Genomic DNA, 20,740 nt, shown 5'->3' with positions numbered 1-20,740 from the left:
GTGCCTTCGGTCGTGCGCCACAACGACCCCCCCCCCCCCCCCACCCCCCCCCCACCACCCCCCCCCCCCCCCCCCCCCCCCCCCCCCCCCCCCCCCAGGACCTGTCGTAGGGGAGTCCGGATGGAACTGGCGGTGGAGACCAGAGCGCTCGGCAAGCGCTACGGGCGCACCTGGGCGGTGCGGGACTGCGCGCTGGAGGTGCCCGCCGGGCGGATCGCCGCGCTCGTCGGCCCGAACGGCGCGGGCAAGACGACCCTGCTGCACCTGGTCGTCGGGCTGCTGCGGCCCGACGCGGGTGAGGTGCGGGTGTTCGGCCGCGACCCGCGCGAGGGCGCTTCGGTGCTCGCCGACATCGGGTTCGTCGCGCAGGACACCCCGCTCTACCGCGACTTCACCGCGGCGGAGCTGATCACCATGGGCGGCAAGCTGAACCGCCGCCGCTGGGACGCCGCGCTGGCCCGCGAACGGCTTGCGGCGCTGGGCATCCCGCCGGACCGGCCGGTCGGCAAGCTCTCCGGCGGCCAGCGGGCGCAGGTCGCGCTGGCACTGGCGCTCGCCAAGCGCCCGCGGCTGCTGCTGCTCGACGAACCCATCGCGAGCCTGGACCCGTTGGCGCGCCGGGAGTTCATGCAGGCGCTGATGGGCGCGGTGGCCGAGAGCGAGACCACGGTGCTGCTGTCTTCGCACCTGCTCGCCGACCTCGAACGCAGCTGTGACCACCTGGTCGTGCTGCAGGGCGCCCGCGTCCGGCTCGCCGGGCCGGTCGACGAGCTGCTCGACACGCACCGCACGCTCGTCGGCCCGCGGGCGGGCAGCGAGTCCATCACCGGCGTCGCCGAGGTGGTCCGCGCCAGCCACACCGAACGCCAGTCGACGCTGCTCGTCCGGCGCGGCGACGGCCCGATCGATCCACTGTGGACCGAACACGAGGTGACCCTGGAGGACGTCGTGCTGGCCCACCTCGCCGACGGCGAAACCCGGGCGACGGCCGAAGCGTGGGGGGTGCCGGCATGATCTGGCTGACCTGGCGCCAGCACCGCAGGCAGGCGCTGTTCACGCTGGTGGCCCTCGGGGTGCTCGCCGCGATCATGGTGCCCACCGGCCTGGCGATGCATTCGAAGTACAACGGACTCGGGCTGCCCGCGTGCCGGGCCGCGCTCGGCAGCGCGTCGATGATCACGCAGACCGAGGCGACGGCGAACTGCGAGAGCCTCGGCCACCAGTTCCAGCAGCAGTTCGGCGGCATGGTGTTCGTCGCCGTCCTGTTCGTCATCCTCCCGGTGCTGGTCGGGGTGTTCTTCGGCGCGCCGCTGGTCTCCCGCGAGGTCGAGCAGGGCACCCACCGGCTCGTGTGGACCCAGGGCGTCAGCCGCCTGCGATGGGGCCTGGTGAAGTTCAGCCTGGTCGGCGCGATCACCGCGGTGCTGGCCGTCGGGTACGCGCTGGGCGTGTCGTGGTGGTTTCAGCCGCTGGTCAGCGCGAGCACGGGCCGGCTGACGTATCTGTCCTTCGACGTCCAGGGGATCGTCCCGATCGCGTACACGCTCTTCGCGCTCGCGCTCGGCGTTTTTGTGGGGACGTACTGGCCGAAGGTGCTGCCCGCCATGGGGACGGCGCTGGTCGGGTACGCGGTGGTCCGCATCGCCGTCGAGGTCCTCGCGCGGCCGCGGTACCTGCCGGCGCAGACCCTGACGTTCGCGCCGGAAGGAAAGCAGACCCCGAACCCGGCGTCGGGCGACTGGGTGATGTCGGAAGGCGTCCGCAACGCGGCGGGGGACCTGGTGCTGCCCGACGCCCGCATCGGCCCGTGCCCGCCGGGCGGCTGCGGCGCCGGCGGAGGCGTGGGACCGGGCGCGTACAACTGGATGGAGTACCAGCCGGGCAGCCGGTTCTGGACCTTCCAGGGGATCGAGACCGGCATCTTCGTGCTGCTGACGGCGGCACTGGTGTACTTCGCGACCCAGCGGCTGCGCACGATCGCTTAAGCGTTCTGGCGGCGGACCATCTCGGTGATCCAGACCGGCGCGAACGGCGACGTGCAGTTCGGGGGCGTCGGGTAGTCCTTGAGCACCTGCAGGCGCTCGCCGATGCCGATCGCGCGGGCGCGGAGCGCGGCGTGCTCGCCGTCGGGCTGCTTCGCCACGCGCTCGGTGGTGAGCGCCCAGCCGGCGCTCGCGACGACCGGGTCCGGGTCGGCGAACCAGGCCCGCCGCAACGCTTCGGCGTGCGGGCTCTTCTTCACGACGTAACCGACGAGCCAGTCGTGCACCTTGGGGGTGCGCGCCTCGCGCAGCATGGTGTCCAGCTCGGCCCGCTCGAACGCCTTCGGGCGGCAGATCAGGTGGCCGGCAGCTTGGCCGCGGTGTCGCCGGTCGCCCAGAGCTCGCGGGCGAGCTCCTGCTGCGTCTTCAGCCGTTTCGCGACCGCGCGCAGCTTGCCGAGATTCACGCCGTGGTCGTCACCGTGCTTCTCGTTCACCACCCGCGTTCTGGCGTCCTCGAGCGCGGCGAGCTCGGCCGTCACCTCGGCCACCGCCGCGGCGCGCTCCGACGAACGGCGGATTTACAACGTTGTATCGAACGGGTAAGACTGTTTTTACAACGTTGTAACGACAAGCGGAGGCTGATCCCGTGTCGCTGAGCCGCAGGCAGTTCGTCACCGGAGCGGTCGCCGCCACCTTGCTGACCGGCGCGAACGTCCGGGAAGTCGGGGCCGCCGTGCTCCGCTGCCGGAAGGTCGCCCCCGCCTCGGGCGGGTTCTACACGCCGAACGCGGCGCCCCTCAAACCCGCCGCCTTCCTCAAGCTGCCGCCCGGCGCGGTCACCGCCCGCGGCTGGCTCGCCGGCCAGCTGCGGCTGCAGCTCGACGGCCTCTGCGGGCACTACGCCGAGACGTCGCACTTCCTCGACTTCGCCACCAGCGGCTGGGTCCACCCGGAGCGCACCGGCTGGGAAGAGGTGCCGTACTGGCTGCGCGGGTACGTCGACCTCGCCGCCGTCACCGGCGACGCCACCGCGAAAGCCACCGCCGCCAAGTGGATCGACGCCATCCTCGCCACTCAGCAGTCCGACGGCTTCTTCGGGCCCACCGCCCTGCGCACGGCGCTGAACAACGGCCCCGACTTCTGGCCGTACCTCCCGCTGCTGCAGGCGTTGCGCTCCTGGCAGGAGTACACCGGCGACACGCGGGTCGTCCCGTTCCTGACCCGGTTCCTCCGCTACATGAACGCCCAGGGCAAGAGCGCGTTCGACTCCAGCTGGGTGTCCGTCCGCTGGGGTGACGGCCTCGACAGCGTCTTCTGGCTGTTCAACCGCACCGGCGACACCTTCCTGCTCGACCTCGCCGACAAGATCCACAGCTTCGGCGCCAGCTGGGTGAACAACCTGCCGAGCCTGCACAACGTCAACATCGCCCAGGGCTTCCGCGAACCCGCCCAGTACGCGCTGCGGTCCGGCAACGCGAGCCTGACCCAGGCCACCTACTCCGACTACAACACGGTCATGGCCACCTACGGCCAGTTCGCCGGCGGCGGGTTCGCCGGCGACGAGAACGCGCGGCCCGGCTTCGGCGACCCGCGGCAGGGCTTCGAGACCTGCGGGATCGTCGAGTTCATGGCGAGCCACCAGCTGCTCACCCGGCTGACCGGCGACCCCGTCTGGGCCGACCGCTGCGAGGACCTCGCCTTCAACTCCCTGCCCGCCGCGCTCGACCCGGCCGGGCGCGCCGTGCACTACATCACCAGCGCGAACAGCGTCGACCTCGACAACGTGCCCAAGAGCGAAGGCCAGTTCCAGAACGGCTTCGCGATGCAGGCCTACCTGCCGGGCGTCGACCAGTACCGCTGCTGCCCGCACAACTACGGCATGGGCTGGCCGTATTTCACCGAAGAGCTGTGGCTCGCCACCCCGGACAACGGCCTCGCCGCCGCGATGTACTCCGCCAGCAGCGTCACGGCGAAGGTCGGCGACGGCACCGCCGTGACCATCACCGAGGACACGACGTACCCGTTCTCGGAGCAGGTCACCTTCACCGTCCGGACGCCGAAGCGGCTGGCGTTCCCGCTGTACTTCCGGATTCCCGCCTGGTGCGCCGCGCCGCGGCTGGTCGTGGCCGGGGCGGCGGTGGCGGCGACGGCCGGGCCGTCGTTCGTGAAGGTCGACCGGACCTGGGGAGGTGGCGACGTCGTCACGCTCACCCTGCCGCAGCGCACGACCACGCGGACCTGGTCGGCCAACCACGACTCGGTGTCCGTCGACCACGGTCCGCTGACCTACTCGCTGAAGGTCGGTGAGAGCTACCAGCAGATCGGCGGGAACGCGCAGTTCCCGGAGTACGCGGTGCACGCGACGACGCCGTGGAACTACGGCCTCACCCCGGGCGCCGCGCTGACCTTCTCCGCGGCCGGCGGCGCGCTGCCCGCCAACCCGTTCACGCCCGACACCGCGCCGGTCAAGATCACCGCGCCCGCGCGGAAGATCGCCGAGTGGACGACCGACGACCAGAACGTCGTCACGCCGCTGCAGGCGTCCCCGGCCCGCAGTGACGCGGCGGTCGAGACGGTCACGCTGATCCCGATGGGCGCCGCGCGGCTGCGCGTCACGTCGTTCCCGACGGCCGACCCGAACGGCCACCCGTGGTCGCCTGGCGGCGGGGGAGCGGGCTTCCGGATCGTGAACCGCAACTCCGGCAAGGTGCTGGGCGTGGACCAGATGTCCACTGCGGACAGTGCGCGGGTCGTGCAGTTCGCCGACAACGGCACGGACGACCACGTCTGGCACCTGGTCCCGAACGGGGACGGCTGGTACCGGATCCGCAACCACCACTCCGGCAAGGTGCTGGGCGTGGACCAGATGTCCACGGCGGACAGCGCGATCGTCGTCCAGTTCACCGACAACGGCACCGCGGACCACCTGTGGCAGCTCGTCGACAACGGCGACGGCGCGTGGCGGCTGAAGAACCGCAACTCCGGCAAGGTCATGGGCGTCGCGGGAATGTCCACGGCGGACAGTGCGCAGGTGGTGCAGTTCGCGGACTCGGGCACCGCGGACCACGTGTGGTCACTCGTGCCCGACGGCCGGGTCCGGGTCGAGAACCGCAACTCGGCCAAGGTACTCGGCGTCGATCAGATGTCCACCGCGGACAGTGCGCGGGTGGTGCAGTTCGCCGACAACGGCACCGACGACCACCTGTGGACCTTCGAACCGGCCGCCGGCGGGTGGTTCCGGATCCGCAACGTCCACTCGGGCAAGGTGCTCGGCGTGGACGTGATGTCGACGGCGGACAGCGCGATCGTCGTCCAGTTCGCCGACAACGGGTCGGCGGACCACGACTGGCGGCTGCGCGACGACGGCAGCGGCTGGTTCCGGATCGTGAACCGCAACTCCGGCAAGGTACTGGGCGTCGCGGGGATGTCCACCGCGGACAGCGCCCAGGTGGTGCAGTTCGGGGACACCGGAACCGCCGACCACCTGTGGCGGCTGCGCTAGCCGGGGGACCGGGTCAGCGCTTGACGCCGACGATCCCGGCCACGCACTTCGCCGAACCCGACAGGGGCGTGAGCCGGGGCCCGTCCGGCCACCACTCGTCGCACACCGCCAGGCCCGGCGCGGAGGTCGCGTTCGGCTGGAGGAGCTCGAGGCCCGGCAGCATGGCTTCGATCTCCACCCGCGTGCGGAACCGGCCGGCGCCGAGCGGGCCCTGCGTCAGGATGTTCTCGATGCGCTTGGCGATTTCGGTCAGCTCCGGCACCTCGGGGTCGAAGAAGTGCGACAGCACCACGTACGAGCCGGGGGCGAGCGCGTCGATGTACTGACGCATGATGTCGGCCGCGCCGTCGCCTTCGAAGTGGTGCATCGTGCCGACGTGCAGCAGCGCGACCGGCTCCGAGAAGTCGACGTGCTGGCGGACGACCTCGTTGCCGAGCACCGCTTCGGGCTCGAAGATGTCCGCTTCGACCATGTGCGTGAAGTCGTTCTCCACGAGCAGGGCCCGGCCGTGCGCGAGGACGACGGGGTCGTTGTCGATGTAGACGACCGTGTGGTCCTTGTCGATGCGCTGGACGATCTGGTGGGTGTTCTCCGCCGTCGGCAGGCCCGAGCCGCAGTCGACGTACTGGCGGATCCTGGTCTGGCTCGCGAGCATCCGCAGCGCGCGGTTGTGGAAGCCGCGGTTGCCGCGGGCGATGTCGACGGCTTCCGGGACCGCGGCGCGGATCTTCTCCATCACCACGCGGTCGACTTCGTAGAAGTTGTTGCCGCCGAGGAACCCGTCGTAGATCCGCGCGATGCTCGGCCGGGCGGGGTCGACTCCGACCGGCTTCTGGCTCGGGGACAGCGTCTCGGACATGGCGACCTCGCAGGACTCCGGCGCGTGGCGTTGGGCCACCCAGCGTAGTAGCTCGGGTCCGCGCGGTGAAGACGAGGTCAGCCGCTGGGGCGAAGCCGCTGGTCGGGGATGTCGTCGCGGGCGCGCTCGGCGCGTTCGCGACGCAGCCGTTCGAGGTGCTGCTCGATGCGCCGGTCGAGGTCTCGCGCGGCCTCGGACAGTTCCGTCAGGTCGCGACGGGACGCCGGGTGCTCGATGGCCCCGGTGTCCACTTCGTCCCCTGCCCTGTCCACTACCGGCACCTCCCGGATCGGCCTGGCCCCCGCCTTCCCTGCGTTACTGCCCCACCGGGCGCTCGCCAAAACACCCCGGGTCGTGAGCCTCGGCACGCCGCTGCTGCCGTCCGGTGGACCCGTCCCGAAATCCCTGGTGCCAATTCTGACCACATGGTAGAAATTGAGGACCCGCCACCGTGACCCCAGGAGCTGGGATGAGCCCGCTTTCCGTGCAGCTGTACTCGGTCCGCGACGCCTTCGCGGCGGACCCCGCCGACACCCTGCGGCGGCTCGCCGCGATCGGCTTCACGCAGGTCGAGCCCTACGGCGTCGTCGAGAACGTCGAGGCCCTCCGCACCGGCCTGCCGGCGAACGGGCTGACCGCCCCGACCGCGCACGCGCGCCTGCTCGGCGCCGACCAGGCGGCCGTCTTCGCCGCGGCGGCCGAGCTGGGCATCGGCCTGGTGATCGACCCGCTCGTCAAGCCCGAGCAGTGGCAGGACCCGGCCGACATCGCCGCGACGGCCGAGGCGCTGAACGCCGCGGCGAAGGTCGCGGCCGAGCACGGCGTCGGCGTCGGTTACCACAACCACTGGTGGGAGCTGGAGTCCCGGATCGACGGCCGCAGCGCCTTCGAGGTGTTCGCCGACCAGCTCGACCCGGCCGTCGCGCTCGAAGTGGACACGTACTGGGCCACCGCGGGCGGCGAGGACGCGGCCGCGCTGCTGGGCCGGCTCGGCGACCGCGTCCAGGCGATCCACGTCAAGGACGGCGGCCTCGCCACCGACGCCTCCGGCCAGCTCCCCGCCGGCCAGGGCCGGGTGCCGGTCGCCGAGGTGCTCGCGGCCGCGCCCGCCGCGCTGCGCGTCATCGAGTTCGACGCCTACGACGGCGACCTCTTCGAGGCCATCGCCGCCAGCCACGCCTTCCTCACCGGCGCCGGCCGGTGACCGGCGGCCCGGTCGGCGTCGGGGTGATCGGCGCCGGCGTCATCAGCGGCACCTACCTCGAGAACCTCACGAGCTTCCCCGACGTCCGCGTGCTGCGGATCGCCGACCTCGACGCCGCCCGCGCCACCGCACAGGCGGAGAAGTTCGGCGTCCCGCACGCGAGCACGGTGCCCGAGCTGCTCGACGACCCCGAGGTCGAGATCGTCGTCAACCTGACCCTCCCGGCGTCGCACGTCGAGGTCGGGCTAGCCGCGCTCGAAGCGGGCAAGCACGTCTGGGCGGAGAAGCCGCTCGCCCTCGACCGCCAGACCGGCCGCAAGCTGCTGGACCGCGCACGGGAGAAGAACCTGCGCGTGGCCAGCGCGCCCGACACCGTGCTCGGCGCCGGCCCGCAGACCGCCCGCCAGGCCGTCGACGCGGGCCGGATCGGGCGGCCGCTCACCGCGCTCGCGCTGTTCCAGGTGCCCGGGCCGGAGAGCTGGCACCCGGCGCCGGAGTTCCTCTTCCAGGCCGGCGGCGGGCCGCTGCTCGACATGGGCCCGTACTACCTGACCACGCTGGTGCAGCTGCTCGGCCCGGTCCGGCGGGTCACCGCGGCCGGCGGCCGGGCGCGCGAGACCCGCGTGATCGGGTCCGGGCCGCGCGCCGGGACGGAGTTCCCGGTGACGGTGCCGACCACGGTCACCGCGCTCGTCGAGTTCGAGGCGGGCGGCTCGGCCCAGCTCGTGCTGAGCTTCGACTCGGCGCTCAAGCGGGCCGGGTTCGTCGAGGTGACCGGCACGCTCGGCACCGCGGTGCTGCCGGACCCGAACCGCTTCGACGGGCCGACCCGGCTGCACCTGCTCGGGCACGAGGAGCCGGAAGAGCTGCCGGCGCACGGGCACGCGGCGTCGCGCGGCGCCGGCGTGCTGGAGCTGGCCCGGGCGATCCGCGCGGGCGTGCCGGAACGCGCGTCCGGCGAGCTGGCCTACCACGTGCTCGACACGATGCTGGCCATCGACGAAGCGATGACCCGCGGGCAGACCGTCGAAGTCGTCAGCAGTGTCGAGGTCCCGCCCGCGCTGCCGGCGGCGTGGGACCCGTACGCGAAAACCCTCTAGAGCGGGACGGTGAGCAGGTTCTGCAGGGCGAAGCGCAGCGAACCGACCAGGTCCACGTCAGCGGGCGCGGTCAGCCACTGCACCTGCAGGCCGTCCATCAGCGCGATGAACGTCAGCGCGGCCATCCCGGGCTCGACGCCGTCGCGCAGCTCGCCGCGGGCGGCCAGGGCTTCGAACGACTCGTGCACGCTAGCGCGCGCGGCCCGGTAGTGGCGCACGAAGTACTCGTGCGCCGGGTGGTCCGCGGCGACCGCCTCGGCGGCCAGCCGCGAGTAGAGGTCGACGATGCCGGGGTGCCGGACGTTGTGCCCCGCGAGCGCGACGAAGTGGCGCAGGACCTCGATGCCAGGCGGCACCGTCAGCTGCTCGCGCTCGGAGTCCTCGGCGTCGCGCCGTTCGAGCACCGCGGCGAGCAGGGCCTCCTTGGTGGGGAAGTGGTACAGCAGGCCCGCGTGGGAGATCCCGACGCGCTTGGCGATCTCCCGCAGCGACGAGCCGTGGTAACCGAGCTCGCCGTAGGCCGCGGCCGCCGCCGTGATGATGTCCTCACGGCGGATCCGGCCCTTCAGGTAGCCCCCGGTCACGGGGTCGCGGTGGTCTCGGCGGCGTGCACGGCACCATCATGCCGCAGCGGCTTTTCGCACAACCGACGTGAGCGGACGAACAAACCGGTTGTGCGAAATCCGGTGGCTTGCGAGCATCGCGGGGTGAAGAGCGCGGAACGCCAGCGGATCATCGTCGAGCGGCTGCGGGACGCCGACCAGGTCGCCGTCACCGAGCTGGCCGAGGTGACCGGCGCGTCGGAGATGACCGTGCGCCGCGACCTCGACCACCTCGCCGCGAGCGGGGTCCTGCGCCGGGTGCACGGCGGCGCCGTGGCGGCCTCGCCGTCCGGGATCGAGCCCCCGTTCGCGGCCCGGGCGACAGCCGCGACCGCGGCGAAGCGGGCCATCGCGGCCGCCGCGGCGGAGCTGATCCACGACGGCGAAACGATCGTCCTCGACAGCGGCACCACCACCCTCGAGCTGGCCCGGCTGCTGCGCGGGCGCTCGGTCACCGTGATGCCGCTGTCCCTGCACGCGGCCCGGGAGCTGGCCGAGGCCCCGGGAATCCGGCTGCTGCTGCCGGGCGGCGAGCCGCGGCCGGGGGAGCAGGCCCTGGTCGGCCCGCTGACCCTGGCTTCGCTGCGCGCGCTGCGGTTCGACGTCGCCGTGCTGAGCCCGTGCGCGTTCGGGCTCGACACCGGGCTCACCGCCTTCGACCTCGGCGACGCCGAAGTCAAGCAGCAGGCCCTCGACGTCGCGGCCCGGACGATCGTGCTCGCCGACGGCGCCAAGTGGGGCCGTGCCGCCCTCGCCCACGTCTGTCCCGCCGACCGCGCGGACGTCGTGATCACCGACCCCGGCGCGCCCGAAGACCAGCGCGCGGCCCTGGCCGAACGCGGCGTGCTCGTGCACGTCGCCGTCCCCACCCCCACGGAGAGCCGATGACGACCGCCCCGCCCCGCCCGCGCGCCGCCCGCGCCGCGACCTTCATGTTCTTCGCCCTCAACGGGTTCGGGATGGGCATGTGGGTCGTGCACATCCCGAACGTCGAGCGCGCGACCGGCATTTCGCACAGCACCCTGGGCGCGCTGCTGCTGGTGCTCGGCGGCGCGGCGTTCGCCGGCATGCAGATCTCCGGCCCGCTCGTCGACCGGCTCGGCCACCGCAAGCTGGTCCCGGCGGCGGGGGTGTTCCTCGGCCTCGCGTTGTGCGCGCCCGGGTTCGCGAACTCCTGGTGGACGCTCGGGCTCGCGCTCGCGCTGTTCGGCTTCGGCAACGGCGCGATCGACGTCGGCATGAACGCCCACGCGGTGGTGGTGGAGCGGGCCTACCCGCGCCCGATCATGGCGGCCTTCCACGCGATGTGGTCGATCGGCGGCGCGTTCGCGGCGGTCATCGGCGCGGCGACGCTCGGCGCCGGTGTCCCCACCGGGGTCACGCTCACCTGCACCGGCCTGTTCTGCGTGCTGCTTTCCCTGCTGGCGGCCCGGTTCCTGATGGAGCCGTCGGACGCGCCCGCCGTCGAAGAGACCGCGACCGAGGCCGCGCCGGTCCGCCGCCGGCCGCCGGGGCGCGTGGTCTGGCTGCTCGGCCTGCTCGCGCTGGCGCTGATGCTGTCGGAGGGCGTGGCGAACGACTGGGCCGCGCTGCACATGGAGAAGGTGCTCGGCACGTCGGCCTCGACGGCGGCGTTCGCCTACGGCGCGTTCGCGGTGGCCATGACGACCGGCCGCTTCCTGACCGACCGCGTCGCGGCCTGGGCCGGCCCGGCCGCGATCGTCCGCTACGGCGCGGCGCTCGCGGCGGTCGGCCTGTCGATCGCCGCGGCGGCGCCGTGGGTGCCGCTGTCCCTAGTGGGGTGGGCGCTGTTCGGCCTGGGCCTCTCGGGCGGCGTCCCGCAGCTGTTCACCGCGGCGGGCAACCTGGACACGCGTGCGTCCGGCGCGCTGATGGCTCGCGTGGTCGGCCTCGGGTACGTCGGGCTGCTGGCGGGGCCGGCGGTGATCGGCGGCCTGACGCGGTGGATGCCGCTGAACGTCACCTTCGTGCTGCCGGTGGTGCTGTGCGTCCTGGCGGCGCTGTTCGCCGGGGTGCTGAGCCCGAAGCCGGAACCGGCGGAACAGCCCGTCGGCTGAGCCTCACCCGCATTCGGGTTAAACCGCGGGGCCGCCTCGCGCGTGCACGGCGCGGGGTGATGCGGATGCCGGGGTTCGGCGGGGTGCTGCGCGTCCGGGAGTTCCGGGCGCTCTGGCTGGCCGAGGCGCTGTCGGTGGGCGGCGACCAGGTCGCGCGGGTGGCGCTGGCGCTGGTCGTGTTCGACCGGACGAGCTCCGCGGCGCTGACCGCGCTGACGTACGCGCTGACGTTCGTCCCGGCCGTGCTCGGCGGGGTGCTGCTGTCCGGCCTGGCCGACCGGTACCCGCGTCGCGCGGTCGTCGTGACGACGGACGTACTGCGCGGCCTGCTGGCGGCGGCGATGGCCGTGCCCGGGTTGCCGTTGTGGCTGCTGTGGGCCCTGATCGGCGTGCTGACGCTGGCGGCGGCGCCGTTCAAGGCCGCCCAGCTCGCGCTGCTCCCGGACGTCCTTCCCGGCCCGCTCTTCCAGGCGGGCATGGGCCTGCGGCAGGTCACCATCCAGGCCGTGCAGGTGGCCGGGTTCGGGCTCGGCGGGGTGCTCGTGACGGCGACCGGGCCCACCCTGGCGCTGCTCGCCAACGCGGTGACGTTCCTGGCGAGCGCGGCGGTGGTCCTGCTGTTCGTCCACCCGCGGCCGGCGGCGCGGGCCACCCGGACGTCCGGCCCGCCCGCGAAGACCGGCCCGGTGCTGGTCGCGGTCTACGCGTTCGCGGCGATGATCGGCTTCCTCGTGGTGCCCGAAGGCCTCGCGGCGCCGTACGCGTCGGCGGCCGGGATCGGCTCGGCCGGCGTCGGTGTGCTGATGGCGGCGGACCCGGTCGGCAGCGTGCTGGGCGGCTGGTGGGCGGCCCGCACGGCGTCCCGGCCACGCGCGGCGCCCCGGTCGGTCGCGGTGCCGGCGGCACTGGCCGGGCTGCCACTGCTGGTCGTCCCGCTGCTGCCGGGACCGTGGTGGGCGGCCGGCTTCTGGGCGCTGTCGGGCGGCCTGTCGACGGTGTACCTGATCCGCCTGCAGGCGGCGGTGGTCGACCTGGTCCCGGACGACCGCCGCGGCACGGTGATGGGCCGCCTGAGCACGTGTCTTACGAGCTCTCAGGGCGTGGCGATCGTCGGCGCGGGCCTGCTGGCCGAACAGCTGGGATCGGCGACGGCGATCGCGATCTCGGGCGGCTTGGCCACAGTGACGGCGTTGGCGGCCGCCGCGGTCTGGCGGTCGACGGCTCGGGCCGGGTCCCTGGCCCCCGCCGCTTAGTGGTGGTGGGCCAGGGTTTTGTGCACCCGGTCCGCCCCCTCCGCCGGTTCGGTGTGCACGACGACCGCGGTCAGCCGCGGGATCGTGTGCAGCAGCCGGTGCTCGACGGCGTGGGCGAGCGCGTGGGCGTCGGCGACCGTCAGGTCCGCGGCCACCGTCACCGCCAGCTCGGCCCGCAGGTGGTGGCCGATCCAGCGCATCCGCAGGTCGCGCGTGTCCAGCACGCCGGCCACCTCGCGCGCCGTCCGCTCGGCCAGCTCGACGGACGCCGGGTCGACGGCGTCGAGCAGCCGCCGGAACACCTCCTTCGCGGCGTCACGCAGGACGAACAGGATCGCGACCGTGATGCCCAGCCCGACGATCGGGTCGGCGGCGGGGAACCCGAGCGCGACCCCGGCCGCGCCGAGGACGACCGCGAGCGAGGTGAAGCCGTCCGTGCGGGCGTGCAGCCCGTCGGCGACCAGTGCGGCCGAGCCGATCGCCCGGCCGACCTTGATCCGGTAGCGCGCCACGAGCTCGTTGCCGATGAACCCGACCACCCCGGCCGCGGCGACGACGCCCAGGTGCCCGACCGGCCGCGGGTCGAGCAGCCGCAGCACGGACTCGTACCCGACGAGCACCGCCGAAGCGGCGACGACCAGCACGACGACCACCCCGGCCAGGTCCTCGGCGCGGCCGAGGCCGTAGGTGTAGCGGCGGGTGGCCGCGCGCCGGCCCAGCAGGAACGCGATGCCGAGCGGGACGGCGGTCAGCGCGTCGGCGAAGTTGTGGATCGTGTCGCCCAGCAGCGCCACCGATCCGGTGACCAGCACGAGCACCAGCTGCGCGACGGCGGTCGTGACCAGCGCGGCGAACGACCACCCGAGCGCGCGGATGCCGCGCCGGCTTGTTTCGAGGGCGTGGTCGACGCGGTCGGTGCTGTCGTGGCTGTGCGGGCGCCACCGCGAGTGGCCGTGTCCGTGTCCCATGGCGGTAGTCTATCTGCGCACACACGCAGATAAGCAAGTAGTAAGGTAGCCGGCATGCACACGTCGCTGCCGGACTTCGACATGCCCGCCGAAGAGCAGGTCCACCTGGCCGCGGAGACGTTCCGGCTGCTGGCCGACCCGACCCGCGTCAAGGTGCTCTGGGCGTTGCTGCAGGGCGAGTCGTCGGTGGCCTGCCTGGCCGAGCTGGCCGGCGCGGCCCCGACCGCGGTCAGCCAGCACCTGGCCAAGCTCCGCCTGGCGGGGCTGGTGAAGGGCCGCCGCGAGGGAACGTTCGTCTACTACTCGGCGGCCGACAACCACGTGCGCGGCCTGCTGGCCCAGGCACTCCACCACGCGGACCACGTCGACCGCGGCATCACCGCCGGCGAGCACACGCACTAACCGAGCGGCTCCTGCAGCTCCGTCACCCAGCCCGCCGGGTCCGCCGGGCAGTCCAGGTACAGCTCCCGCTGCGGGCCGGCCGAGGCGAAACCGTGGTCGGCGACCCACCGGACGACCGCCTGCCAGCTCGGCAGGACCCCGTCGATCGCGCCGTGGTGGACCAGGGTCGCCGCGCGGGTGGCCGGCAGGTCCGCCACCGTCAGGCCGTCGAGGTCACCCGGTCCCACCGATGCCGGGATCGCCGCGTGCACCACGACTTCGTCCTCGGCGCGCTGCTCGTAGTAACACGTCAGGCGTCCCGCCGGGGTGACGTCCGCGCGCGGCAGGCGGCGGCCCAGCTCCGCGCACAACGGCCGGACGACCGGGCCGATGGCCTCCGGCGCGAACCCCGCCGCGATCCCCGTCAGCTCCACCACCCGCACGGCGGGCAGCTCCTTGACCACCACGTCGTGCGCGGGCGGGCGGCCTTCGTCCTCGATCGTCCGCAGCCGCGCTTCGACCTGCGCCAGCCGCGCCGCGCCCTCGGCCAGCGCCGCTTCGAGCTCCGCGCGTCGCAGCGCCAGCATGCCGCGCACCTGCTCGACCGTGACCTCGTCGGCCAGTAGCGCCGCCACCTGCTCGAGGGTGAACCCGAGGTCCTTCAGCGCGACGATCCGGTTCAGCCGCGCCAGCTGCCCCGCCGTGTAGCTGCGGTAGCCGGACGCGGGGTCGACACGCGCCGGCCGCAGCAGCCCGAGCGCGTCGTAGTGGCGCAGCATCCGGACCGACACACGGCCGTGGCGGGCGAAGTCGCCGATCGAGAACACGCCCCGATCATTCCCCAGGCGCGGCGAACCCGCCGACGACGTCCGCGGCGAGCTCCGCGAACGTGATCGCCGTGGTGTCCTCGTGCGCGGGCCCGACCACCTGGAGGCCGACCGGCAGCGCGCCGCCGGCCGGCGCGCTCACGGCGGGCAGCCCGGGCAGGGACGCCTGCGCGATCCAGAACCCCTGGTCGTCGTAGCGGCGCCGGTCGTCGTGCGGGAACGCCGTGGTGAAGACGGTGGGGCAGAGGAAGACGTCGACGTCCCGGAAGTACCGCGCCCACGCCGCTTCGAAGGCCGTGCGCCGTTGCTCTTCCTCGGCGAACCCTTCCAGCTCACGGCTCTCCTGAGCGGCGAAGAACTGCTCGACCTGGAAGCCGAACGACTCCGCCTGCGCCATCGGGTTGACGCCGTCCGGCCAGCCTTCGGTGATCTTCACGCCGGCTGCCGCGAGCGCGTCGACGGCGTCCGTCAGCGCCTGGCCGACATCGCCGGTCACCGGGCAGCGCGGGTCGTCGAGGACAACGCCGACACGGAAGTCCGCCAGCCGGGTCCGGCGAGACGGCGCGAGCGCTTCTTTGCTCGTCACGTCCAGGGCAAGGCGGAGGTCCGCGGCCGAGCGCGCGAGCGGCCCGACGGCCGACGGGAACTCCCGGGTGAGCGTCGCGGGCGGCCCGGGCGGCTGGAACCCTTGCAGGGAAACGGTTCCCGGAGTGGGTTTGAGCCCGTAAACACCGCAGTACGCCGCCGGGATCCGGATCGACCCGGCGAGGTCCGAGCCGTAGTCCAGAAAGGACAGTCCGGCGGCGAGCGCGGCCGCGGCGCCCCCGCTGGAGCCGCCCGGCGTGCGGGCGGGATCCCGCGGGTTCAGCGTCCGCCCGAAGAGCGGGTTGGCGGTCTGCCCGAAGTCGGCGAGCATGTGGTGCACGTTCGACTTGCCCACGACGATCGCCCCGGCGTCCCGCAGCCGTCCGACGACCACGGCGTCCCGGTCCGCGACGGCGTCGGCGAACGCCGGCTCACCCCAGGTCGTCGGCAGCCCGGCCACGGCGAAGGCGTCCTTGATCGTGATCGGCACCCCGTGCAGCGGCCCGAGGTGGTCCCCGCGCCGGACGGCCCGATCGGCCTCCGCGGCGGCGTCGAGCGCGAAGGCGCGGCGGGTCGCGACGACGGCGTTGACTTCGGAGGCGTCGATGCGGGCGAAGAGCGTTTCGGTGAGTTCACGGGCGGAGAGCGCGCCCCGGCGGATGTCGGCGGCCACCTCGGTGGCGGAGCGGAAGAACGTCATGGGGTCCGGGATAGGACCTGACACGGTGTCAGGGTCAAGGGTTTCCGATCGGAGCCGCGGTGGTAGCTCAAGGTGATCGCCGTCCGAGCCGCGGACGGCCTGGCGGAGGGACGACCGATGCCTGCTCACCTGACCGCACCTCCGGCGCCGGACCCGGTGGCGCCGGACCCTGTGACACCTGATCCGGCGCCACCGGGCCCCGGCCGCGAGCGGCCCATCCCGGAACCGGGCGGCGTGCCCGTTCCCGACCCGATGCCGCCAGAGCCCGCGCCGGGACCGGACCGACGTTAACTACGAGAAACAGATGATATGAGAGTCATATGATCTGTGGTACGGTCGAGTCATGGCAACAGCGCAGAACTACCGGCGGATGGTCAACGCGGGGAACAAGATCGTCGTGGGCCTCCAGCGGCTCGGCGTCGCGTTCGGCCCGATGCAGCTGCTCACGGTCGCGGGACGCCGCACAGGCGTCCCGCGCACGTTCCCGATAGCGGTCATCAGCCTTGAGGGCGGCCGTTACATCTTCCAGGCGTATCCGAAGGCGGCCTGGGTGGCGAACGCACGAGCGGCGGCCGAGGTGACGCTCACCCGCGGCCGCCGCACGTCGACGGCCCGGTTGACGGAGGTCCCGGTGGAGGAGCGGCGCCCGTTGTTACGGCAGCTGGTCGAGCAAAGCCCGGCGAGCGTGGGCAAGCGGTTCGTGACGACGGGATTGGCGGATGCTGCGACGCCGGAGGCAGCGGCGGCCGCTGCGGAGAGGATTGCGGTGTTTCGGGTGGATTCGGCGTGACTCGGAAGGAGGGGCTCGCGCTTCAGCCTGAGTCAGGCTGAAGCGGGTTCGCGCCAGGCCGATCGCGGTCCGGGTCTTTCATCAGCGAGCCAACTCGCCGGGCGGTCTCCGGCGCCGCGGCACCGCAGCCGAAAGCAGCTCCAGCCCTCGCCAGACAGCCGGTCCGCCGACCTCCGCCCAGTTTTGACCATGACCGGCGCCGGCAGCGATCCCCGAACCTCCGGCCCGGTCTTAGTTGCCGCGGGCATCGAGCCGACCTCGCCACCGCCGCCTCGCGCCGGTTATGGCCATAACCAGCGCGAGCAGCGGCCCTGCACGTGCAGCCCGGCGGTCTCACTCGCCGTGGCATCGAGCCGACAGCAGCTCCAACCCTTCACCAGACAACCGCTCCACCGCCGCTGCCCGCCCGGTCATCGCCATAACCAGCGCCAACAACGGCCCCCGCACTTCCGGCCCAGCCCCTGCCGACCACTCCGCATCATCAGCCCGCAGCGTCAACCCCGCGATCCGCTTCTTCGCACCGATCAGCAGGTTCGACCCGCGATAGAACTCAGCCACCCGCACCAGCGTCGTGGTAGGAAACGCGCGGTCGAGCCCCAGCGGCCACCGGATGTCCGTCCCGTGCACAACGATCTCCCCGAGCCACGACTCCGCCGGCCCCGGTGGCCCAGTTGTCGCGTTCGCGTGCGACCGCAGCTGCTCGAGGGTCGCTTCCGGGCCGTCGGCCGTCTCGCGGCGGACGTTGGTGGCGCTCATCGCCGCGAACCGGAAGCCCGAACCGGCCAGCCGGGTGAAGAACCCGATCGGCGTCAGCTTCGCCGTCGCGACCACGTGCCCAAGTACTTCGTGGACCGTCCACTCGCGACACAGCGATGGCGTCGCCCAGGCCGACGCGGGCAAGCCGGCCAGGTCGTCGGCCAGTGCGGCGCGTTCGCGGTGGATCTCGGGCCAGGGGCCGGCCTGGTGCATCGGGCCTCCTCGGGCCGTCCGGGACCACGTGATCCCGGTGCAGTCAGGTCGCCCGCGCCGCCCGCGGCGTTACAACGGCGGACGGATGTCTGAGACCGCGCGCCGGCGGGTACCAGCCCGGCATGGACGAAAAGATCCCCGAGCGGTCCGAGACCCGCGCCGAGCTGCTGCCCGAAGAACAGGCCGTCGAAAGCGACGACCCCGAAGCCCAGGCCCGCGAAGTGCTCCGCGACTCGGACCGACGGACGGAGAACCCGGCACCCACCATGCGCCGCCGCCCCGAGGAAACGACCTAGCGCAGCGCCGGCACCCGGGCCTCACTGCGCAGCGCCAGCACCGCACCCAGCCCGAGCGCGGCCACTACGGCGAAGAAGTAAAAACCCCACGGATACGCGACCCCGGCCGTCACCAGCGCCCCGGTCACGAACGGCCCGAGGATCGAGCCGAGCCGTCCGACCGCCGACGTCAGCCCGAGCGCCGTGCCGCGGGCCTGCGCCGGGAACGCCTGCGCGACGTACCCGTAGATCAGCACCTGCGCCGAGAACACGAACACCCCGGTCAGCAGCACCACCGTGTTGAGCAGGAACGCGTTCCCGATGCGCAGGCTCAGCGCCGCCAGCAGCACGGCGCCCGCGCCGAACCAGATCCGGGCGATCGGGCGGATGCCGAACCGGTCGGCGATCGTGCCTGCCAGCACCAGCCCGAGCACCGCGCCGATGTTGAGCACCAGCAGCAGCGTGATCGACGTCGAGATCGGGTACCCCGCGGTCCGCATCAGCTGCGGCAGCCACGTGTTGAGCCCGTACACCAGCAGCAGCCCCATGAAGGAACCCGTCCACACGGCGATGCTGATCCGCCGGAAGCGCGGGCCCAGCAGGTCGCGCAGCCCGACGCGCTCGGTGTCATCGCGAGCCGCCAGGTAGGCCGCCGACTCCGGCAGCTTCCACCACATCAGCGGCACCACCAGCAGACCGGCCACGCCACCGCCGTAGAACAGCCAGTGCCAGTCGTCGGTCACGGCCAGTGCCAGGATCGACGTCAGCACCGCCCCGACGTGGTAACCCGTCATGGTGAACGTGCTCGCGCTGGCCCGCCGCCGCGCGGGCAGGTTCTCCGACATCACCGTCAGCGCCACCGGCATGCACGCGCCGAGGCCGAGGCCGGCGACGAACCGGAACGCCCCGAACATCGCGACGCTCGAGGCCGCCGGCGTCAGCAGCGTGAACAGCGAGAACAGCAGTACCGAGCCGATGAGCATGCCGCGGCGGCCGAACCGGTCGGTGAGCGGGCCGAGGAACGCCGCGCCGACAGCCACGCCGACCAGCGACACGGTGGCGACCGCGGTCGCCCCGGCCGCGGTGAAGCCGAGGTGGCCGCTCTTGAGCAGGGTCGGGATGGTCGCGCCCAGCGCCACCAGGTCGTACCCCTCGAGCAGGACGGTCAGCCAGCAGAGGACCGCCGTCCACACGGGACGGGCGGGAGACGTCGTTGTCATGACCGCTTTCCTTTCAGAACGGGTAGCCCGCGATGTCGGCGCGGACGGTCAGCCACTGGGTTTCGGTGAAGGCCTCGATGTTGGCCTGCGCGCCGCCGAAGCGGGAGCCGTTGCCGGAGTCGCCGACGCCGCCGAAGGGGGCGGTCGGCTCGTCACCGACGGTCTGCTCGTTGATGTGCACCTTGCCGGAGCGGACCTCGTCGGCCAGCGTCATCGCGGTGCCGACGTCCCCGAGGATCCCGACCGACAGGCCGTACTCGGAGTCGTTCACCAGCCGCGCGGCTTCGTCGAGGTCGCGGTAGGCGCGCACCGGCGCGACCGGGCCGAAGATCTCCTCGCGCCACGCGGGTGTCGAGTCGGAAAGTCCGAAGAGGACGGTCGGCGGATAGAACGGCGCGTCGGGCTTGCCCCCGGCCAGCACCCGGGCACCCGCCGCCACACTCCGGTCGACGACGTCGGTGACGTGCGCGAGCTGCCGGTCGTCGATGATCGGGCCGAGTGCGACGTCGCCGATGGCGGGGTTGCCGACGGGCAGCCGCCGCGCCTTCTCCGCCAGGGCCTCGACGTATTCGTCCACTTGGGACTCGTGCACGAGGTGACGGCCGGTGGTCATGCAGATCTGGCCCTGGTGCAGGAACGAGCCGAACGCGCCGGCGGACGCGGCCTTGGCGACGTCGGCGCCCGGCAGCACGACTAGCGCGTTGTTCCCGCCCAGCTCCAGGTGCACGCGCTTGAGCGCCCGCGCGGCGGCCTCGCCGACCTTGCGCCCGGCGGCGGTCGAGCCGGTGAACGACACGACCGACACCTCCGGCGCGTCGACCACCGCGGCGCCGACGGCGGCGTCACCGGGCAGCAGCTGCAGCAGGCCGGAAGGCAGCCCGGCCTCCTCGAAGACACGCACGATGCTCACCCCGCCGGACACCGCCGTGCGCAGGTCCGGCTTGAGCAGCACGGCGTTGCCGAGCGCCAGCGCGGGCGCGACCGACCGGATCGCCAGGATCAGCGGGAAGTTGAACGGCGAGATCACCGAAACCACCCCGGCCGGGACGCGCCGGGCCAGTGACCAGCGCGGCTCGCCGGTGCTCAGCACCTCGCCACGCGGATGGGTCGGCAGAGCCGCGGCCTCGAAGCAGATCCCGGCCGCCATCTCGGTTTCGATCGCGGCCTTCGGCCGGGTCGAACCGGCTTCGCGGACGATCCAGTCCTGCACCTCGGCCGCGTGCTTCTCCCACAGCTCACCGGCGCGACGCAGCACCGCCGCACGCTCGGCGGGCTTGCGCCGCGCCCAGTCGCGCTGGGCTTTCGCCGCCGTGGTCGCGGCAGCGGCGACGTCGTCCGGCGTCGCGATGCCCACGTTGCCCAGGGTTTCGCCGGTGGCCGGTTCGACCACCGCGTGGATGCCGCCGGTGCCGCGGGTGAAGCTGGTGTCGAGCAGGGTCATGA

20 protein-coding genes and 1 pseudogene are annotated in these 20,740 nt (G+C 73.0%); 11 read left to right on the top strand and 10 right to left on the bottom strand.

What is annotated here, in order from left to right:
• Positions 1-120 precede the first annotated feature (120 nt).
• Positions 121-1,014, top strand: a complete 894-nt coding sequence (locus ACZ63E_RS27020; RefSeq protein ID WP_465338898.1) for an ABC transporter ATP-binding protein — start codon at positions 121-123, stop codon at positions 1,012-1,014.
• Positions 1,011-1,985 (top strand): ABC transporter permease, encoded by a 975-nt coding sequence (locus ACZ63E_RS27015; RefSeq protein WP_465338897.1) that lies wholly within the window; start codon positions 1,011-1,013, stop codon positions 1,983-1,985. Before ACZ63E_RS27020 ends, ACZ63E_RS27015 begins: the two co-directional genes overlap by 4 nt.
• Here the strand turns inward: ACZ63E_RS27015 and ACZ63E_RS27010 are convergent.
• Positions 1,982-2,562: pseudogene (locus ACZ63E_RS27010) on the bottom strand (DNA alkylation repair protein). The gene ACZ63E_RS27015 and the pseudogene ACZ63E_RS27010 overlap by 4 nt on opposite strands.
• A gap of 68 nt (positions 2,563-2,630) precedes the next feature.
• Here ACZ63E_RS27010 and ACZ63E_RS27005 point away from each other — a divergent pair.
• Entirely contained in the window at positions 2,631-5,486 is a 2,856-nt protein-coding gene (locus ACZ63E_RS27005; RefSeq protein ID WP_465338896.1) for an RICIN domain-containing protein, read from the top strand.
• A gap of 13 nt (positions 5,487-5,499) precedes the next feature.
• On the opposite strand, the gene ACZ63E_RS27000 is transcribed toward ACZ63E_RS27005, so the two are convergent.
• Together ACZ63E_RS27000 and ACZ63E_RS26995 are read right to left on the bottom strand one after the other, a co-directional pair.
• Positions 5,500-6,345, bottom strand: coding sequence for an SAM-dependent methyltransferase (locus ACZ63E_RS27000; protein WP_465338895.1), 846 nt, complete (start codon positions 6,343-6,345; stop codon positions 5,500-5,502).
• Between the two features lie 77 nt (positions 6,346-6,422).
• A complete protein-coding gene (locus ACZ63E_RS26995; RefSeq protein WP_465313641.1) occupies positions 6,423-6,617 on the bottom strand; it encodes a hypothetical protein in 195 nt (64 codons plus the stop codon).
• 197 nt (positions 6,618-6,814) lie between these two features.
• On the opposite strand from ACZ63E_RS26995, the gene ACZ63E_RS26990 reads away from it, so the two are divergent.
• Entirely contained in the window at positions 6,815-7,549 is a 735-nt protein-coding gene (locus tag ACZ63E_RS26990; protein WP_465338894.1) for a sugar phosphate isomerase/epimerase family protein, read from the top strand.
• Positions 7,546-8,649 carry a Gfo/Idh/MocA family protein gene (locus tag ACZ63E_RS26985; protein WP_465338893.1) on the top strand — a complete coding sequence of 368 codons (1,104 nt, stop codon included), beginning with the start codon at positions 7,546-7,548 and terminating at the stop codon, positions 8,647-8,649. Before ACZ63E_RS26990 ends, ACZ63E_RS26985 begins: the two co-directional genes overlap by 4 nt.
• Here ACZ63E_RS26985 and ACZ63E_RS26980 read toward each other — a convergent pair.
• Entirely contained in the window at positions 8,646-9,233 is a 588-nt protein-coding gene (locus ACZ63E_RS26980; RefSeq protein WP_465338892.1) for a TetR/AcrR family transcriptional regulator, read from the bottom strand. The genes ACZ63E_RS26985 and ACZ63E_RS26980 overlap by 4 nt on opposite strands.
• 123 nt (positions 9,234-9,356) lie before the next feature.
• Between ACZ63E_RS26980 and ACZ63E_RS26975 the strand changes: the two genes are divergently transcribed.
• The 3 genes from ACZ63E_RS26975 (at position 9,357) to ACZ63E_RS26965 (ending at position 12,582) form a co-directional block, all read left to right on the top strand.
• Positions 9,357-10,139 carry a DeoR/GlpR family DNA-binding transcription regulator gene (locus tag ACZ63E_RS26975; protein WP_465338891.1) on the top strand — a complete coding sequence of 261 codons (783 nt, stop codon included), beginning with the start codon at positions 9,357-9,359 and terminating at the stop codon, positions 10,137-10,139.
• Positions 10,136-11,329: an MFS transporter gene (locus ACZ63E_RS26970; RefSeq protein WP_465338890.1), complete on the top strand. Its 1,194-nt coding sequence runs from the start codon at positions 10,136-10,138 to the stop codon at positions 11,327-11,329. Before ACZ63E_RS26975 ends, ACZ63E_RS26970 begins: the two co-directional genes overlap by 4 nt.
• A gap of 65 nt (positions 11,330-11,394) precedes the next feature.
• Entirely contained in the window at positions 11,395-12,582 is a 1,188-nt protein-coding gene (locus tag ACZ63E_RS26965) for an MFS transporter (protein WP_465338889.1), read from the top strand.
• Here the strand turns inward: ACZ63E_RS26965 and ACZ63E_RS26960 are convergent.
• The gene (locus ACZ63E_RS26960) at positions 12,579-13,550 is read right to left on the bottom strand and encodes a cation diffusion facilitator family transporter (protein ID WP_465338888.1); all 972 of its coding nucleotides are present in this window, start codon (positions 13,548-13,550) and stop codon (positions 12,579-12,581) included. The genes ACZ63E_RS26965 and ACZ63E_RS26960 overlap by 4 nt on opposite strands.
• A gap of 54 nt (positions 13,551-13,604) precedes the next feature.
• Here ACZ63E_RS26960 and ACZ63E_RS26955 point away from each other — a divergent pair, with 54 nt between their 5' ends.
• Complete coding sequence (locus tag ACZ63E_RS26955; protein ID WP_465313649.1) at positions 13,605-13,952, top strand: ArsR/SmtB family transcription factor; 348 nt, start codon at positions 13,605-13,607, stop codon at positions 13,950-13,952.
• On the opposite strand, the gene ACZ63E_RS26950 is transcribed toward ACZ63E_RS26955, so the two are convergent.
• Together ACZ63E_RS26950 and ACZ63E_RS26945 are read right to left on the bottom strand one after the other, a co-directional pair.
• Complete coding sequence (locus ACZ63E_RS26950) at positions 13,949-14,758, bottom strand: MerR family transcriptional regulator (protein WP_465338887.1); 810 nt, start codon at positions 14,756-14,758, stop codon at positions 13,949-13,951. The two genes, ACZ63E_RS26955 and ACZ63E_RS26950, sit on opposite strands and share 4 nt — an antisense overlap.
• A 7-nt stretch (positions 14,759-14,765) precedes the next feature.
• A complete protein-coding gene (locus tag ACZ63E_RS26945; RefSeq protein ID WP_465338886.1) occupies positions 14,766-16,043 on the bottom strand; it encodes an amidase family protein in 1,278 nt (425 codons plus the stop codon).
• Positions 16,044-16,386: 343 nt separating this feature from the next.
• On the opposite strand from ACZ63E_RS26945, the gene ACZ63E_RS26940 reads away from it, so the two are divergent.
• Complete coding sequence (locus ACZ63E_RS26940; RefSeq protein WP_465338885.1) at positions 16,387-16,833, top strand: nitroreductase family deazaflavin-dependent oxidoreductase; 447 nt, start codon at positions 16,387-16,389, stop codon at positions 16,831-16,833.
• Between the two features lie 333 nt (positions 16,834-17,166).
• On the opposite strand, the gene ACZ63E_RS26935 is transcribed toward ACZ63E_RS26940, so the two are convergent.
• A complete protein-coding gene (locus tag ACZ63E_RS26935; RefSeq protein WP_465338884.1) occupies positions 17,167-17,802 on the bottom strand; it encodes a maleylpyruvate isomerase family mycothiol-dependent enzyme in 636 nt (211 codons plus the stop codon).
• Positions 17,803-17,924: 122 nt separating this feature from the next.
• Between ACZ63E_RS26935 and ACZ63E_RS26930 the strand changes: the two genes are divergently transcribed.
• Complete coding sequence (locus tag ACZ63E_RS26930) at positions 17,925-18,098, top strand: hypothetical protein (protein WP_465338883.1); 174 nt, start codon at positions 17,925-17,927, stop codon at positions 18,096-18,098.
• On the opposite strand, the gene ACZ63E_RS26925 is transcribed toward ACZ63E_RS26930, so the two are convergent.
• Both ACZ63E_RS26925 and ACZ63E_RS26920 read right to left on the bottom strand, forming a co-directional pair.
• Positions 18,095-19,297, bottom strand: a complete 1,203-nt coding sequence (locus tag ACZ63E_RS26925) for an MFS transporter (protein ID WP_465338882.1) — start codon at positions 19,295-19,297, stop codon at positions 18,095-18,097. The genes ACZ63E_RS26930 and ACZ63E_RS26925 overlap by 4 nt on opposite strands.
• A 13-nt stretch (positions 19,298-19,310) precedes the next feature.
• Complete coding sequence (locus ACZ63E_RS26920; RefSeq protein ID WP_465338881.1) at positions 19,311-20,738, bottom strand: benzaldehyde dehydrogenase; 1,428 nt, start codon at positions 20,736-20,738, stop codon at positions 19,311-19,313.
• Between the last annotated feature and the right edge of the window lie 2 nt (positions 20,739-20,740).

It is taken from the genome of Amycolatopsis sp. NPDC104819, from assembly GCF_055583145.1.
This window is presented reverse-complemented; position numbering and strand designations above follow the sequence as displayed.

Coding starts and splice junctions, on each gene's coding strand:
- ACZ63E_RS27020 (WP_465338898.1), top strand. CDS start 121: ATGGAACTGGCGGTGGAGACCAGAGCGCTCGGCAAGCGCTACGGGCGC.
- ACZ63E_RS27015 (WP_465338897.1), top strand. CDS start 1,011: ATGATCTGGCTGACCTGGCGCCAGCACCGCAGGCAGGCGCTGTTCACG.
- ACZ63E_RS27000 (WP_465338895.1), bottom strand. CDS start 6,345: ATGTCCGAGACGCTGTCCCCGAGCCAGAAGCCGGTCGGAGTCGACCCC.
- ACZ63E_RS26990 (WP_465338894.1), top strand. CDS start 6,815: ATGAGCCCGCTTTCCGTGCAGCTGTACTCGGTCCGCGACGCCTTCGCG.
- ACZ63E_RS26970 (WP_465338890.1), top strand. CDS start 10,136: ATGACGACCGCCCCGCCCCGCCCGCGCGCCGCCCGCGCCGCGACCTTC.
- ACZ63E_RS26965 (WP_465338889.1), top strand. CDS start 11,395: ATGCCGGGGTTCGGCGGGGTGCTGCGCGTCCGGGAGTTCCGGGCGCTC.
- ACZ63E_RS26960 (WP_465338888.1), bottom strand. CDS start 13,550: ATGGGACACGGACACGGCCACTCGCGGTGGCGCCCGCACAGCCACGAC.
- ACZ63E_RS26955 (WP_465313649.1), top strand. CDS start 13,605: ATGCACACGTCGCTGCCGGACTTCGACATGCCCGCCGAAGAGCAGGTC.
- ACZ63E_RS26945 (WP_465338886.1), bottom strand. CDS start 16,043: ATGACGTTCTTCCGCTCCGCCACCGAGGTGGCCGCCGACATCCGCCGG.
- ACZ63E_RS26940 (WP_465338885.1), top strand. CDS start 16,387: ATGGCAACAGCGCAGAACTACCGGCGGATGGTCAACGCGGGGAACAAG.
- ACZ63E_RS26935 (WP_465338884.1), bottom strand. CDS start 17,802: ATGCACCAGGCCGGCCCCTGGCCCGAGATCCACCGCGAACGCGCCGCA.
- ACZ63E_RS26930 (WP_465338883.1), top strand. CDS start 17,925: ATGGACGAAAAGATCCCCGAGCGGTCCGAGACCCGCGCCGAGCTGCTG.
- ACZ63E_RS26925 (WP_465338882.1), bottom strand. CDS start 19,297: ATGACAACGACGTCTCCCGCCCGTCCCGTGTGGACGGCGGTCCTCTGC.
- ACZ63E_RS26920 (WP_465338881.1), bottom strand. CDS start 20,738: ATGACCCTGCTCGACACCAGCTTCACCCGCGGCACCGGCGGCATCCAC.